We start from the raw sequence: 14,668 nt of genomic DNA, 5'->3' as shown, positions 1-14,668 counted from the left end.
CCGGCGTGGCGGGTCATCCTGGACGCGATCGTGCGCGAACCGCCCTAGTTGTGCACCCGCGTATAAGTGCCGCGACCTGCGAGGATCCCCTTGAAGCCGCCCGGCTCGTCCAGCGAGAAGACGATGATCGGCAGGCTGTTGTCGCGCGCCAGCGCGATCGCCGACGCGTCCATCACCTTGAGGTTCTTCTGCAGGCAGTCGTCGTAGGTGACCGTGTCGTAGCGCACCGCGTCGGCGTGCTTCATCGGGTCCTTGTCGTAGATCCCGTCCACCTTGGTGCCCTTGAAGATCGCCTCGCAGGCCATCTCGTTGGCGCGCAGGGTCGCGGCGGTGTCGGTGGTGAAATACGGGTTGCCGGTGCCGGCCGCGAAGATGCAGACGCGCTTCTTCTCGAGGTGGCGCACGGCGCGGCGGCGGATGTAAGGCTCGGCCACCTCGTCCATGCGGATGGCGCTGATCACGCGGGTGAAAACGCCCAGACCCTCGAGCGCGGATTGCATCGCCAGCGCGTTCATCACGGTGGCCAGCATGCCCATGTAGTCGGCGGTCGTGCGCTCCATCCCCTGGGCCGATCCGGCGAGGCCGCGGAAGATGTTGCCGCCGCCGATCACCATGCAGATCTCGACGCCGAGTTCGTGCACGCTCTGGACCTCGCGCGCGATGCGCTGGACGGTCGGCGGGTGCAGGCCGAAGCCCCCCTGGTCGCCCATCAGCGCCTCGCCGGAAATCTTGAGAAGGACGCGCTTGTAGGTCGTCTCCTTCTGGGGTTCTTCGGGGGGCTGGTCGCTGGGCTGGGCGGTCATGCCGTCACTCCGTGTCTGGGCGGGCTGGGATCGCGGCCCTGTTTGTCGTAAATCCCGGCGCGCTGCAATGGCGGGATGACCGCCCGAACCCCGGAGGGCGGATGGCGCCGACAGAGTACGTGAAACGCCTTGTGGACGGGCTGGATCCGGACCGGCCGGTGCTGATCGCGGGGCCGACGGCCAGCGGCAAGTCGGCGCTGGCGCTGGCGATCGCCGAGGCGCAGGGCGGCACGGTGGTCAACGCGGACGCGATCCAGGTCTACGACGACTGGCGGGTGCTGACGGCGCGACCGTCCAGGGCGGACGAATCGCGCGCGCCGCACGCGCTTTACGGCCACGTGCCGGGCGACGTGCCGTATTCCGTGGGCGACTGGCTGCGCGCGCTGCCGCCGCTGCTGGACGGGGGCCGCGTGATTGTCGTCGGCGGCACGGGGCTGTATTTCCGCGCGCTGACCGAAGGGCTGGCCGAGATCGCCGAGACACCGCCCGCGATCCGCGCCGAGGCCGAGGCGCGGCTGGCGCGTGACGGGCTGGCGGCGCTGGCGGGCGCACTGGACGAGGTCACGCGCGCCGGGATCGACCTGCACAATCCCCGCCGCGTGATGCGCGCGTGGGAGGTGCTGCATGCCACGGGCCGCGGTCTGGCCGAGTGGCAGGCGGACACGCCGCCGCCGCTGCTGCCGCTGGCGCATGCGCAGCCCCTGCTGGTCGAGGCGCCGCCTGACTGGCTGAACGCGCGCATTGCGGGTCGTTTCCGCACGATGGTCGAGACCGGCGCGCTGGACGAGGCGCTCGCCAACCGCCCCGGTTGGTCGCCTGCGCGCCCATCGGCCAAGGCGATAGGCGCGGCCGAGCTGATGGCATATCTGGACGGCGCAGTGACGCTGGAGCAAGCGGTCGAGCGCGGAACGATCCTGACGCGGCAATTCGCCAAGCGGCAGCGCACGTGGTTTCGCGCGAGGATGGGCGATTGGAGCAAGGTGGATGCGCGGGCCCTGTGAGCGTTGCCTCATCCTTTCGTGAATGGAAACGGCCATTCTTCGCACGATCGTGGTGATCCGCCCGTTGACGCTCCGCTTGGAACGGCGTTGCATGGCCCCCCGATCGCCGGAGAGAGCATGAGACTTCGCCGCACAGTGTATCGAGCCGGGCGCACTACCGTGCATCCCGCAGCGCGCGCGTGCGCCGCCGATCTGGCGGCCGGGCGACTGACGCGGCGCGAGTTCCTGTCGCAGGCCACTGCGCTGGGGCTGACGACCGCCGCGGCCTGCGCTTTGGCGGGCCTGCCTGCGCCCGCGCGAGCGCAGCCGGCCGGCCCTGCCGGTGGCACGATCCGGCTGCAATGCGACGTGCGCGCCCACCGCGACCCGCGCACCTACGACTGGCCGCAGATGGCCTATGTCACCCACGGCACGCTGGAATACCTGGTCGAGTACAATTCCGACGGCAGCTTCCACGGCATGCTGCTGGACCATTGGGAGGCCTCGGACGACGCGACCGAATATACCCTGCACGTCCGGCCCGGCGTGACTTGGTCGAACGGGGACGCGTTCACCGCCGCCGACGTCGCGCGCAACATCGCGCGCTGGTGCGACCGGTCGGTGCCGGGCAACTCGATGGCGGCGCGCATGGTGTCGTTGATCGACGACGCGACCGGGCGCGCGGCCGAGGGCGCGATCGCGGTGCTGGACGACGCGACCGTGCGGCTGCGCCCGACGCGGTCGGACATCACGCTGATTCCCGGCATGGCGGATTATCCCGCCGCGATCGTCCATGCGGATTACGACCCCGACGGTGCGCTTCCCACCCTGGTCGGCACCGGGCCGATGCGCATCACCGACCACGCCCCGGGCCAGCGCGCCGTGCTGGAGAAGACCGCTCACCCGTGGTGGGGCTACGACGCGCTGCCCGGCGGCGGCTGGCGTATCGACCGGCTGGAGCTGGTCGACCTGGGCACCGACCCGCGCAGCTGGATCGCCGCCGCGGAAGCCGGAGAGGTCGACGTGCTCTACGAAACGATCGGCGGATATGTCGACGCGATGGACGCCTTGGGCTGGCGCAAGTCCGAGATCGACAGCGGCTCGACCGTGGTGGTGCGGCCGAACCAGACCGCGCCGGACGGCAGCGGCCGCCTGCCCTACGCCGATGTCCGCGTGCGCCGGGCGCTGACCATGGCGGTCGACAACGCGATCTGCCTCGAACTGGGCGTGCATGGCCGCGGCATCACGGCCGAGAATTGCCACGTCGGGCCGATGCATCCCGAATACGACGCATCCGTCACCCGCCTGCCCTACGATCCGCGCCAGGCGCGCGCGATCATGGTGCAGGCGGGCATGTCGGATTACGACCATATACTGGTCTCGGTCGACGACGACCTGCGCCGGCCCACGGCCGACGCGGTCGCGGTGCAGCTGCGCGACGCCGGGCTGATCGTGACGCGCCGCATCCTGCCGCGCGCGCTGTACTGGGAGGGCTGGACGCAGTTCCCGTTCAGCGCCACCGACTGGAACCACCGCCCCCTGGGCACGCAGGTGCTGTCGCTGGCCTACCGATCGGGCGCGGCGTGGAACGAGACCGGCTTCGCCGACCCCGCCTTCGACGCGCTTCTGGACGAGGCGAACGGCATCCTGACGGCCGATGCGCGGCGCGCGCTGATGGGCCGCCTGCAGGCCATCCTGATCGACGAGGGGGTGGTGATCCAGCCGTTCTGGCGCGCGCTCTACCGCCACTCGGCGCCGCACGTCCTTGAGGCCGACCAGCACATCGCCTACCTGCCGCGGGCCTACAAATGGCGCGTGGCCGGCTGAGGATTTAGCTGCCCCAGATCGCCTTCACGTAGCCCAGAGTCTCGCGGTAGGGCGGCACGCCGCCGTGCTTCTCGACCGCGCCGGGGCCAGCATTGTAGGCCGCCAGCGCCAGCTGCCACGAACCGAACCTGTCGTGCATCATCCGCAGGTAGCGCGCGCCGCCGTCGAGGTTGTCGTGCGGGTCGTGCGGATCGACCCCCAGCAGCCGCGCGGTGCCCGGCATCAGCTGCGCCAGCCCGATCGCGCCCTTGTGCGACAGCGCCTTGGGATCGAACCGCGATTCCTGGTTGACGAGGCGCAGGAACAGGTCCTCGGGGATGCCGTGGCGGCGGGCCGCGTCGCGCGCGAGCGTCGCGTATTCGCCATTGTAGTGCCCGCGGTATTTCGGGACCGTGCCCTCCAGCGTGCCGTACTTGGTCGGCGTCACCACGCTGGGCGGCTGCAGCCGGATCGAGCCCTTGTATTGCTGCGCCGCGCGCTGGTCGAGCACCGACGTCTGGCTGGCGAAGACGCCCTTGCGCGACTTGGTCGATATGATGTCCGCCGAGGCGTGCGTGGCGGTGAGGGCCATGGCCAGCGCCACGAGCGGCACGGCGCGCGAGAGCGGCGCCAATGGATTGGTTGCACGCGAAATGGCTGCGTTCGGTCGCATATCGGTCCCCCCGGTCCGTTTTGAGCGTCTTTTGCCGCGCATCCTACGCATTTTTCGCGATCGGGCGAGTCCCGTGAACGCCGGTGGCGCCTGTGGGCGGGCTGCCGCCGCGTTCGGGCCCCATCCTCTTATCGCGGCCGCGCGGCTGCGCTAGGGTGCGCCGACCAAGTCAGGACAGAGATTCGCAGGGGGACCAAATGGCCGGATCCGTGAACAAGGTGATCATCGTGGGCAACCTGGGGCGCGACCCCGAGGTGCGGACGTTCCAGGACGGCGGCAAGCTGTGCAACCTGCGGATCGCGACCTCGGAGCAGTGGAAGGACCGCAACACCGGCGAGCGCCGCGAGCGCACCGAGTGGCACAACGTCGTGCTGCGCGGCGACGGGCTGGTCCGGGTGGCCGAGCAGTACCTGAAGAAGGGCTCGAAGGTCTATGTCGAGGGCACGCTGCAGACCCGCAAGTGGCAGGACCAGTCCGGCCAGGACCGGTACTCGACCGATATCGTGGTGGCAGGCGTCGGCGGCACGCTGACCATGCTGGACGGCCGCGGTGAAGGCGGCGGCGGCGGCGGCCAAGGGGGCTATGGCGGCGGCGGCGATTTCGGCGGCGGCGGCTACGACGATCCCGGCTATGGCGGCAGCAGCGGTGGTGGCGGTGGGTCGCGCGCCCCGTCGCGCGACCTGGACGACGAGATCCCGTTCTGACGCAGGCGGTCGATTCCGCACGATCCTAGGCGTGCCGGTACGATCACGGACATTCACGCACGAACAAGGGCCGTCCGCGCATGCCGGGCGGCCCTTCCTTTTGGCGGTGGCGAAGCGGGTGCGCTCAGGCACGCAGGGCGTCGGCCAGCACGGCACGCACCGTGTCGCGCGGCACGTCGGACGCCACGAAAGCCCGCCCGATGCCCCGGGCAAGGACGAAACGGAGCTTGCCGTCGACAACCTTCTTGTCCTGCCCCATCAGGTCCAGCAGCGCATCGGCATCCGGCAGGTCGCCGGGGATGTCCGACAGGCGCGCCTTCATTCCCATCGCCCGCAGATGCGCCGCCAGCCGCGACGGGTCCTCCTGCGGGCAGAGGCCGAGGCGCGAGGACAGGTCGAACGCCAGCCCGCAGCCGATCGCCACGCCCTCGCCGTGCAGCAGCCGGTCGGAATAGCCGGTCGCCGCCTCGAGCGCGTGGCCGAAGGTGTGGCCGAGGTTCAGCAGCGCGCGGTCGCCCTGCTCGGTCTCGTCGCGCAGGACGATCTCGGCCTTCATCTCGACCGAGCGGCGCACCGCGTGGGCGCGGGCGGCGGCGTCGCCCCTGGCCAGGAGGGGGCCGTTTTCCTCGAGCCAGTCGAAGAAGTCCGCGTCGCCCAGAAGGCCGTATTTCACCACCTCGCCATAGCCGGCCAGCAGGTCGCGCGGGGGCAGCGTGTCCAGCACCGAGGTGTCGGCCAGCACGAGCGAGGGCTGGTGGAAGGCGCCGACGAGGTTCTTTCCGTGGCGCGTGTTGATTCCGGTCTTGCCGCCGACCGAGCTGTCGACCTGCGCGAGCAGCGAGGTCGGCACCTGCACGAAGCGCACCCCGCGCCGCAGGATCGCCGCGGCGAAGCCCGCGAGGTCGCCGATCACCCCGCCGCCCAGCGCGATCACCACGTCGCGCCGCTCGATGCGCTGGTCCAGCAGCCATTCGGTGCAGGCCTGAAGCTGCGCCCAGCTTTTGGTGGCCTCGCCCGGCGGCAGGGTCAGCGCCTCGCACTCGATGCCCTCGACCGCCAGGGCCTCGCGCAGCGCGTCAAGGTGGGCGGCGGCGACGGTCGCGTCGCTGATCACCGCCACGCGGGGGCGCGCCAGCAGCGGCGCGATCTCGGCGCCGGCGCGGGCGATCAGGCCGGGGCCGATGCGCACGTCGTAGGCGCGCCCGGGCAGCGGAACGGGAACGGTGTGGATCATGCGCGCTCTTTCAATACGTCGGGGCGGTGCGCCAGCAGCGCCTGCGTCACCCGCGCGGCCATCTTGTCCAGCGACAGGTTCGGCTCGGACTTCACGGTGATGTCGGCCAGCGCGTAGACCGGCACCCGGTCACGGTAGAGGGCCGCCAGCGTGCCGCGCGGATCGGCGGTGCGCAGCAGCGGGCGCGTCTCGCGGTGGCGCACGCGTGCCCACAGAAGGTCCAGCTCCGCATCCAGCCAGACCGACACGCCGCGGGCCGAGATCATGGCGCGGTTCTCGGCCGACAGGAAGGCGCCGCCGCCGGTCGACAGGATCGACGGCTCGGCCTCCAGAAGCCGCCCGATGACCTGGCTTTCCTTGCGGCGAAAGAACGGCTCTCCGTCGCGGGCGAATATCTCGGCGATGCTGCGGTCGGCGGCCTGCTCGATCTCGGCATCCGAATCGCGGAAGGGCACGTCGAGCGAGGCGGCGATCGTGCGTCCGACGGCGGTCTTGCCCGCCCCCATCATGCCCACCAGCACCACGGTCTTGAGCAGGATCGGTCCCTCGCGCGTGCCCGTGTCGCCCATCGCCGGTCGGCTGTCCTTCGCCCATTCGTCATTTAAGTTGCGTGAATGCCGTGTAAGGAACAAAAAGGCCAGTTATAAGAGGGAAAAATCAGGGCAGGAAACCGCAACGCATGGGTCGCATCATCAAATGGCTGTTCTATCTGCTGATCCTCTGCCTGGTCGTGCTCGTCGCCTACGCCTATCTCGGCCCGTGGTTCGGCGCCGATTTCAGCCCGCCGCAATCCGAGATCCGCGTGCCTGTCGAGCTCGATGACCGCTAGGCCCCTTGCCCGCCTGCTGCTGGCGCTTCTGACGGCCGCCGCGCCGGTCGTGGCGCAGGACGACCCGACGGGCGCGCCCGCGGGAGAGCCCGTCGTCGCCGACGGGGTCACGGTGCCGCATGTCGACAGCGCGCCGCTGGGCGCGCAGGGCGTGGGCGCCGCCGGGCTGCTGCCGCCCTCGGTCACTGGTCTGCCGAACACCCTGTGGGAAGGCTCCGACGCGTCCCGCCTGGCGCGCCTGATTGCCGAGACCGACCCGGCCGTGCCGGCGCTTCGGGCGCTGATGCGCACGCTGATGCTGGCCGAGGCCGCGCCACCGTCGCCCGACTCGGGCGTGGCGCATCTGGGCGCGCGGCTGGACTGGCTGTTCGAGGCCGGCGCGGTCGACGAGGCGCTGGCCGTGCTCGAGATCGTCGGCACGAACGAGCCGCAGCTGTTCGCACGGTGGGCCGACCTGACGCTGCTGCTGGGCCGGATCGAGGCGCCCTGCCGCACGCTGGCCGCGCGCCCGGCGCTGAGCGACGACCTTGGCCTGCGGGTGTTCTGCATCGCGCGCGGCGGCGACTGGAGCCGCGCTGCCCTGATCCTGGGCAGCGCCGGCCAGATCGGTGCCCTGCCCGCCCGCCGGGTCGACCTGCTGGAGCGATATCTCGACCCCGAGATCCACGAGGCACGCGGCCCGCTGCAGCCGCCGGTGCGGCCGACGCCGCTGGAATTCCGCCTGTTCGAGTCCGTCGGAGAACCGTTGCCCACGGCACCGCTGCCGCTGCCCTTCGCGGTGCTGGACCTGACCGGCGACATGGGCTGGCGCGCGCAGATCGTCGCCGCCGAACGGCTCGCGCGCGTCGGCGCGCTGCCGGCGAACCGCCTGCTGGGGGTCTACACCGCGCGGCAGCCGGCCGCGTCGGGCGGCGTCTGGGACCGGGTCGCGGCCTTCCAGGCGCTGGAAGGCGCGCTGGCCAGCGACGTGCCCGGCGCGGTCGGCCCGGCGCTGGAAAAGGCCTGGCCGCAGATGGCGAGCGCCGGGCTGCTCGTACCGTTCTCGACGCTCTTCGCGCGCCAACTGGCCGACCTGCCGCTCGAAGGCCGCGCCGCCCGCATGGCCGAACGCGCGGCGCTGCTGTCGCCCGACTATCGCGGCCTGGCGGGAGACCTGGCGGCGGGCGACGACGCGACCGCCTTCCTGCGCGCGATCGCCGGCGTAGCACCCGAGGATTACGACCTGGCCGAGGCGCCGGTCCCCGACCTGCCCCACGCCGCGGCCGTCGCCGCCGCCTTCGCCCCGGGCGCCCTGCCGCCGGACGGGCTGGCGGACGCGCTGGTCGAGACCTCGCTGGGCGAGACCCTGCTGCGCGCGATCGGGCTGTTCTCTGACGGGATGGCCGGCAATCCGCACAGCCTGACCGAGGCGCTGGCGACGCTGCGGGCGGTGGGGCTCGAGGATACCGCACGGCAGGCGGCGCTGCAGGCGATGCTGCTGGATGCCGAAAGGGCGCGGCGATGAGCACGCGGTGGATCGAGCCCTTCCTCGAGGCGATCGCCGCCGAACGGGGTGCGGCGGCCAACACGCTCGCCGCCTATGCGCGCGACCTGCGGCTGACGGCGGAATGGCTTGCGGATCGGGGCGAAAGTTTCGCCACCGCCTCGCGCGACACGATCGAATCCTACCTGATCGCCTGCGACGCCGAGGGGCTGTCGCGTGCAACGCGGGCCCGGCGGCTGTCGGCGATCAAGCAGCTTTACCGCTTCGCCTTCGAGGAGGGCCTGCGCGAGGACAACCCGGCGGTGCAGATCGCCGGTCCGGGGCGCGACAAGCGACTGCCGCGCAGCCTGCCGGTGCGCGACGTGGACCGCCTGCTGGAGGCCGCCGCCAGCCACGGCCGGAACGCGCTCGAACGCGCCCGCAACGCCTGCCTGATGCAGGTGCTTTACGCGACGGGGATGCGCGTGTCGGAACTGGTGTCGCTGCCGGCCTCGGCCGCGCGGGGCGATCCGCGCATGCTGCTGGTGCGCGGCAAGGGCGGCAAGGAACGCATGGTCCCGCTGTCGCCGCCCGCCCGCGCCGCGCTGGCCGAGTGGCTGGCGCTGCGCGACGCGGAACAGGACGTGGCGCGCATTGCGGGCCGGCCGACCTCGGCCTGGCTGTTCCCCTCGCACGGCCGGTCCGGGCACCTGACGCGGCACGGATTCTACCTGCTGATCAAGGCCTTCGCGGTCGAGGCCGGGGTGTCGCCAGAGGCCGTGACGCCGCACACGCTGCGCCACGCCTTCGCCACCCACCTTCTGGAGAACGGCGCCGACCTGCGCTCGATCCAGACGCTGCTGGGGCATGCCGACCTCGCCACGACCGAGATCTACACCCACGTGCTCGAGGCACGGCTGCGCGAACTGGTGCTGCAGCACCATCCGCTGGCGCGCGCCGAGGCGGACCTTGATTGATGCGGTCCGGCGGCCGATAACCGGGCCGGTAACGAACGGACCGGGATGACATGGACGCCGCCTTCTGGATCACCATCGCAGCCATCCTTGGCCTGCTGACGCTGTCGGGCTTCTTCTCGGGGTCCGAGACCGCGCTGACGGCCGCGTCGCGCGGCAAGCTGCGCGCCGCGCAGGACAAGGGATCGACGGGCGCCGCGCGGGCGCTGAAGATCACCGAGGACAACGAGCGCCTGATCGGCTCGGTCCTGCTGGGCAACAACCTGGTCAACATCCTGGCCACCTCGCTGGCGACGGCGCTGTTCACGCGGCTGTTCGGCGAATCCGGCGTGGCGCTGGCGACGCTGGTGATGACGCTGCTGGTGCTGATCTTCGCCGAGGTGCTGCCCAAGACCTACGCCATCACCAACCCGGAACTGGCCGCCGCGCGCGTGGCCACGCCGATCGGCGTCATCGTCAAGGTGTTCTCGCCCATGGTCAGCGCGGTGCGCCTGCTGGTGCGCGGCGTGCTGCGCGTCTTCGGCGTTCGGACCGACCCCGACAGCCAGATCCTCGCCGTGCGCGAGGAGATCGCCGGCGCGCTGCAGCTGGGCCATTCCGAGGGCGTGGTCGAGAAGGAGGACCGCGACCGCATCCTGGGCGCGCTCGACCTCGGCGACCGCACGGTCGAGGAGATCATGCTCCACCGCTCGAAGATCGAGATGCTGGACGCGGACACGCCGCCGCAGGACATCCTGCAGCAATGCCTCGAGAGCAGCTTCACGCGCCTGCCGGTGTTCCGCGACGACCCCGAGAACATCATCGGCCTGATCCATGCCAAGGACCTGCTGCGCGCGATGTACAAGCTGATCGACGGCTCGGAATCCTCGGCCGAGGCGCTGAAGGGGTTCAACGTCACCGACGTGATGATGAAGCCGTATTTCGTCCCCGACACCACGTCGCTGGACGACCAGATGCGGCAGTTCCTGCGACGAAGGACGCATTTCGCGCTGGTGGTGGACGAGTACGGCAGCCTGCAGGGTCTGATCACGCTCGAGGACATCCTCGAGGAGATCGTGGGCGAGATCACCGACGAGTTCGACCCGCAGGGCGACCACCCGATCCGCCGCGCCGAGGACGGACATTACTGGATCGACGGCGCTATGACGATCCGCGACTTCAACCGCGCCACCGACTGGACGCTGCCCGACGACGAGGCCAACACCGTCGCGGGGCTGGTCATCCACGAAGCGCAGATGATCCCCGTCGTGGGGCAGGTTTTTTCCTTCCACGGCTTCCGGTTCGAGGTCATGGCGCGCGAGAACAACCGCATCACGCGGCTGAAGGTGCGTCCGCTGGACACGGTGGCCGAGTGATGGTCGGCGTGGTGAACCTCAACCGTGTGCGGAAAGCCCGCGATCGTGCGGAGAAGCGCCGCAAGGCCGATGCGAACGCCGCCTTCCACGGGCTGAGCAAGGCGCAGAAGGAGCTGGCGCGCGCGCGGGCCGAGAAGGCCGGGCGCGAGCATTCGGGCAAGAGGCGCGACGACAAGAACGGCGACGATCCGCCGGACGAGCCCGGCGGCAGCGCATGAGCGGCCCGCCGGTCAAGCACTCGCTCACCCTGCGCGGGCACCGCACCTCGGTCTCGCTGGAGGACGAGTTCTGGGCCGAGTTCCGCGCCATCGCCCGCGCCGAGGCCAAGCCGATCGAGGCTCTGGCCGCCGAGATCGACGCCGCGCGCGAACCCGGCACCGGCCTTGCCTCGGCCATGCGGGTCTTCGTGCTGCGGCGCCTGAAGGCGCGGCTGGACACGGCGGAACGGGACGCGCGGGAAACCGGTCCGCGCGGCTAGGTTAGGCCGGGAAGACGAAGCAGCGGTCGCGGCGGACGCTCAGCCAGAGCGGCGTGCCCGGCTTGGGCAGGAACACGTTCGGCACCGTGGCGCGCAGGATCTGGCCGTCGTGATCCATGCGGAACTCGACCAGGCTTTCGGATCCCATGAACCGCGCGCGCCGCACCACGCCGCGGGCCGGCGTGCCTGCGATCTCGGTCGGGTTCGGGCCGCGGCCGTTGCGGTCGAAGTCGATGGTCACGTGCTGCGGGCGGAACACGATCTCGACCGTCTCCCCATCGGGCACGCCGGGGGCGAGGAACTGCCCGAAGGGCGTGTCGACCAGTGCCCCCTGCACGCGCCCGCTCAGGACGTTCACGTCCGAGAAGAACGCCACCGCGGCCTTGTCGGCGGGCGAGTTGTAGATGTTGTAGGGCGCGCCCAGCTGCACGATCCGGCCGTCGCGCATCAGCGCGATCTCGTCGGCCATGCGCATCGCCTCTTCGGGTTCGTGGGTGACCAGCAGCACGCCGGTGCCCTCTTCCTTCAGCAGGTCCAGCGTGTCGTCGCGGATGCCGTCACGCAGCCGGTTGTCGAGCCCCGAGAACGGCTCGTCCATCAGCATGACCTTGGGCTTGGGCGCGATGGCGCGGGCCAGCGCCACGCGCTGCTGCTCGCCACCCGAAAGCTGGTGGGGATAGCCGTCGAAGTGGTGCGACAGCCCGACGCGTTCCAGCAACTCGCCCGCGCGCTTGCGCCGCGCCGCCTTCGGCCCCTTCAGTCCGAAGGCCACGTTGTCGGCCACGCTGAGATGCGGGAACAGCGCGAAATCCTGGAACATCAGCCCGACCGACCGCTTTTCCGGCGGCACCCGCGTAACGGTGTCGCAGACAAGCCTGCCGTCGACGTAGATCTCGCCCGCGTCCTGCTGCTCGACGCCGGCGATCATGCGCAGGGTGGTGGATTTGCCGCAGCCCGACGGCCCCAGCAGGCAGGTGACGTTGCCCGGCAGGATCGACAGCGACACGTGGTCGACCACGGCCTTGCCGTCGAAGCGGCGCACAAGGTCGCGGGTTTCAAGCCTAGGCGAGGTCATGCATGCCCTTCCGCGCGGATATCCGATCAAATCGGTCGGTCAGAGCGGCAGATAGCCTCCATGGGCGAAACCCGCAAGCCGGCGCGCCCAAGAACGGCCAGACGCCGGGCGCCAAGTGTCGGGAACACTTCGTTAATCAACGCGTTCTAGAGTCGCTGATGCGCGGGCCCGCTCTTCGGGGCATCTGACGCGCGCATCGGCTTCGCCCGACAAAAAGAAGGAGCAGGACATGGGCCTCAAGATTTTCTCGCTGAACGACGATGCGGTGGAGGGCGTCCTCGACGATATCAAGCCGTTCGCCATGCGCCGCTCGGGCGACGTGCTGACCGCGCGCGTGGGCGAGCATCGCTTCGTCCTGCCGGGGCGCGAATACCGGGGCGTCAGCGAGATGCGCGCCTGCGTCTACAGCGTCATCGCGCGCTATCGCGCGGCGACCAAGCGCGGCGCCGAGGGCGGCCAGCCCGCGCTGGCCTGAGGCGGGTCAGGCCGGGGGCTGGTCCAGCGCCTTGGCCAGCCGCGGCAGCCGCGCCTTCTTCAGCAGCGGGCGCATTTCCCACGGATCGGACGACAGGGCGCGCGCCTTGTCCAGCACCGCCGCGCAGGCGGTGCGCAGCGCGTTCGGGTCGGCCTTGAACAGCCCCAGAAGGAAGGCGTCGGGATCGGCGCGGCTCAGTCCCTCCTCGGCCAGCAGGCCACGGGGAAAGTCCTTGGCGTTGACGGTCACGATCATGTCGGCCGAGCCCGCGATCGCTGCGGCGAGGACATGCGCGTCGTTCGCGTCCGGCAGCCACAGGCGATCCTCCAGCGAGGGCGGCCAACTGACCGCGGAACCGGGCCAAGCGGCGCCCATGAACGCGATCTCGCCGCGCGCCTGTGCTTCGGCCTCGGGGCCCAGTTTCCGCGTCGCCCGCGCCCATTCCTCGAGGATGCGCGCGGACCAGATCGGACGGTAGAGTCCCTGCTCGGCCGCGCCCAGCAGCACCTCGCGCATTACCGTGGGATACAGCACGCAGGCGTCCAGCAGGACCTTCACAGCCGGAAGACCAGCGCCTTCAGGTAGCCCGATTCCGCCAGCTGCGGGAGCAGCGGATGGTCCGGCCCGGCACCGCCGGTGTGGAGCAGCTGCGCCCAGCGGTGTGCGCGCCCGATGCCGCGCAGGCAGGCGCCGGTGAAGGCCGACAGGTCCGCCGCGTGCGAGCACGAGCAGAGCACCAGCGTGCCACCCTCGGCCACCAGCGGCGCCGCTAGCCGTGCGACGCGTTCGTAGGCACGCAGGCCCTTTTCCAGCGCCGGCTTGCCCGGCGCGAAGGCGGGCGGGTCGCAGATCACCAAGTCGAAGGTCGCGCCTTCCTCGGCCAGCGCCTCCATCGTGGCGAAGGCGTCGCCCTGCCGCGTCTCGAACCGATCGGCAAAGCCGCTGGCCTCGGCGCCGCGCGTGGCGAGGTCGAGCGCCGGGGCGGAGCCGTCGACCGCCAGCGCGCGGCTCGCACCCCCAGCCAGCGCCGCCAGCGCAAATCCGCCCACGTGGGAAAACACGTCCAGCACCCGCGCGTCGCCGGCCAGCCGCGCGGCAAAGGCGTGGTTGTCGCGCTGGTCGTAGAACAGGCCGGTTTTCTGCCCGCCCATCAGGTCCGCCATGTAGGTGGCGCCGTTCATCGCCACCGGCACGGGCGCATCCGGCGCGGTCCCGCGCAGCACCGCGTCGGCGTCGTCCAACCCTTCCAGCGCGCGACCGCGCCCGCCTGAATTCTTCAGCACATTGGTCACGCCGGTCACCGCAACCAGCGCGTCGGTCAGCGGCTCGAGCAGAACCTCGGCCCAGGCGGCGTTGGGCTGGATCACGGCCGTGTCGCCGAAGCGGTCGATCACCACGCCGGGCATCCCGTCGCCCTCGGCATGGACGAGGCGGTAGAACGGCGCGTCGTACAGCCGCTCGCGCAGCGCCAGCGCGCGGGACAGCCGGCCCTGCAGCCATGCACCGTCGATCACGGCCTCGGCGTCGCGGTCCAGCATCCGCCCGGTGATGCGCGAGGCGGTGTTCACCGCGACCGTGCCCAGCGGCGTGCGCTCGGCATCCTCCAGCCGGGCGATGCTGCCCGGCGCCAGCGCCTTGGTGCGCCGGTCCAGGACCAGTTCGTTGTCGAACACCCAGGGTGCGCCGCGGCGGATGGCGCGGGCGTTGGCCTTGGGCTTGAGGCGAAGGACGGGGCGGTCGGGCATGTCTGTCATGCCTCGCCATAGCGCGCCGCGCGGCGCAAGGAAAGCGGCCGCGACTTACGAACCGCGCCCGGCGAA

The 14,668-nt window shown here is 71.0% G+C and carries 17 protein-coding genes; 10 read left to right on the top strand and 7 right to left on the bottom strand.

Annotation, left to right across the window (positions count from 1 at the left end):
• Positions 1 to 44: 44 nt before the first annotated feature.
• Positions 45 to 803, bottom strand: coding sequence for a UMP kinase (pyrH, locus tag BLW27_RS04030; RefSeq protein WP_089879560.1), 759 nt, complete (start codon positions 801 to 803; stop codon positions 45 to 47).
• A gap of 101 nt (positions 804 to 904) precedes the next feature.
• Between pyrH and miaA the strand changes: the two genes are divergently transcribed.
• Positions 905 to 1,804 carry a tRNA (adenosine(37)-N6)-dimethylallyltransferase MiaA gene (gene miaA, locus BLW27_RS04025; protein WP_089879557.1) on the top strand — a complete coding sequence of 300 codons (900 nt, stop codon included), beginning with the start codon at positions 905 to 907 and terminating at the stop codon, positions 1,802 to 1,804.
• A 117-nt stretch (positions 1,805 to 1,921) separates the two neighbouring features.
• The gene (locus tag BLW27_RS04020) at positions 1,922 to 3,610 is read left to right on the top strand and encodes an ABC transporter substrate-binding protein (protein WP_089879554.1); all 1,689 of its coding nucleotides are present in this window, start codon (positions 1,922 to 1,924) and stop codon (positions 3,608 to 3,610) included.
• 4 nt (positions 3,611 to 3,614) lie between these two features.
• Here BLW27_RS04020 and BLW27_RS04015 read toward each other — a convergent pair whose 3' ends face one another.
• A complete protein-coding gene (locus BLW27_RS04015) occupies positions 3,615 to 4,181 on the bottom strand; it encodes a lytic transglycosylase domain-containing protein (protein WP_089879797.1) in 567 nt (188 codons plus the stop codon).
• 278 nt (positions 4,182 to 4,459) lie between these two features.
• On the opposite strand from BLW27_RS04015, the gene ssb reads away from it, so the two are divergent.
• Entirely contained in the window at positions 4,460 to 4,966 is a 507-nt protein-coding gene (ssb, locus tag BLW27_RS04010; RefSeq protein ID WP_089879551.1) for a single-stranded DNA-binding protein, read from the top strand.
• A 124-nt stretch (positions 4,967 to 5,090) separates the two neighbouring features.
• Here the strand turns inward: ssb and aroB are convergent, their stop codons facing one another.
• On the bottom strand, positions 5,091 to 6,200 hold the full coding sequence (gene aroB, locus BLW27_RS04005; protein ID WP_089879548.1) for a 3-dehydroquinate synthase: 1,110 nt from the start codon (positions 6,198 to 6,200) through the stop codon (positions 5,091 to 5,093).
• Positions 6,197 to 6,769, bottom strand: a complete 573-nt coding sequence (locus BLW27_RS04000; RefSeq protein ID WP_089879545.1) for a shikimate kinase — start codon at positions 6,767 to 6,769, stop codon at positions 6,197 to 6,199. The genes aroB and BLW27_RS04000 overlap by 4 nt, the downstream gene beginning before the upstream one ends.
• 110 nt (positions 6,770 to 6,879) lie before the next feature.
• On the opposite strand from BLW27_RS04000, the gene BLW27_RS21120 reads away from it, so the two are divergent.
• Genes BLW27_RS21120 through BLW27_RS03975 form a run of 6 tightly spaced genes read left to right on the top strand, consistent with a single transcriptional unit; the run spans position 6,880 to position 11,298 of the window.
• Entirely contained in the window at positions 6,880 to 7,029 is a 150-nt protein-coding gene (locus BLW27_RS21120; RefSeq protein WP_177177810.1) for a hypothetical protein, read from the top strand.
• Entirely contained in the window at positions 7,019 to 8,533 is a 1,515-nt protein-coding gene (locus BLW27_RS03995; RefSeq protein WP_089879542.1) for a hypothetical protein, read from the top strand. The genes BLW27_RS21120 and BLW27_RS03995 overlap by 11 nt, the downstream gene beginning before the upstream one ends.
• A complete protein-coding gene (locus BLW27_RS03990) occupies positions 8,530 to 9,468 on the top strand; it encodes a tyrosine recombinase (RefSeq protein ID WP_089879539.1) in 939 nt (312 codons plus the stop codon). The genes BLW27_RS03995 and BLW27_RS03990 overlap by 4 nt, the downstream gene beginning before the upstream one ends.
• Positions 9,469 to 9,518: 50 nt before the next feature.
• Positions 9,519 to 10,820, top strand: a complete 1,302-nt coding sequence (locus tag BLW27_RS03985) for an HlyC/CorC family transporter (RefSeq protein WP_089879536.1) — start codon at positions 9,519 to 9,521, stop codon at positions 10,818 to 10,820.
• The gene (locus tag BLW27_RS03980) at positions 10,820 to 11,038 is read left to right on the top strand and encodes a DUF4169 family protein (RefSeq protein ID WP_089879533.1); all 219 of its coding nucleotides are present in this window, start codon (positions 10,820 to 10,822) and stop codon (positions 11,036 to 11,038) included. The genes BLW27_RS03985 and BLW27_RS03980 overlap by 1 nt, the downstream gene beginning before the upstream one ends.
• The gene (locus BLW27_RS03975) at positions 11,035 to 11,298 is read left to right on the top strand and encodes a ribbon-helix-helix domain-containing protein (RefSeq protein ID WP_089879531.1); all 264 of its coding nucleotides are present in this window, start codon (positions 11,035 to 11,037) and stop codon (positions 11,296 to 11,298) included. Before BLW27_RS03980 ends, BLW27_RS03975 begins: the two co-directional genes overlap by 4 nt.
• Before the next feature lies 1 nt (position 11,299).
• On the opposite strand, the gene BLW27_RS03970 is transcribed toward BLW27_RS03975, so the two are convergent.
• Positions 11,300 to 12,373, bottom strand: a complete 1,074-nt coding sequence (locus BLW27_RS03970) for an ABC transporter ATP-binding protein (protein ID WP_143042201.1) — start codon at positions 12,371 to 12,373, stop codon at positions 11,300 to 11,302.
• Positions 12,374 to 12,602: 229 nt separating this feature from the next.
• Between BLW27_RS03970 and BLW27_RS03965 the strand changes: the two genes are divergently transcribed.
• Entirely contained in the window at positions 12,603 to 12,848 is a 246-nt protein-coding gene (locus BLW27_RS03965) for a hypothetical protein (protein ID WP_089879526.1), read from the top strand.
• Between the two features lie 6 nt (positions 12,849 to 12,854).
• On the opposite strand, the gene BLW27_RS03960 is transcribed toward BLW27_RS03965, so the two are convergent.
• Together BLW27_RS03960 and BLW27_RS03955 are read right to left on the bottom strand one after the other, a co-directional pair.
• Positions 12,855 to 13,406 carry an RSP_2648 family PIN domain-containing protein gene (locus BLW27_RS03960; RefSeq protein WP_089879523.1) on the bottom strand — a complete coding sequence of 184 codons (552 nt, stop codon included), beginning with the start codon at positions 13,404 to 13,406 and terminating at the stop codon, positions 12,855 to 12,857.
• Positions 13,403 to 14,602: an RSP_2647 family RNA methyltransferase gene (locus BLW27_RS03955; protein ID WP_089879519.1), complete on the bottom strand. Its 1,200-nt coding sequence runs from the start codon at positions 14,600 to 14,602 to the stop codon at positions 13,403 to 13,405. The genes BLW27_RS03960 and BLW27_RS03955 overlap by 4 nt, the downstream gene beginning before the upstream one ends.
• Between the last annotated feature and the right edge of the window lie 66 nt (positions 14,603 to 14,668).

This window comes from Citreimonas salinaria (genome assembly GCF_900107235.1).
In the GTDB taxonomy this organism is placed as follows: domain Bacteria; phylum Pseudomonadota; class Alphaproteobacteria; order Rhodobacterales; family Rhodobacteraceae; genus Citreimonas; species Citreimonas salinaria.
The sequence above is the reverse complement of the archived record's forward strand: the minus strand, read 5'-3'. Positions and strand labels throughout refer to the sequence as shown.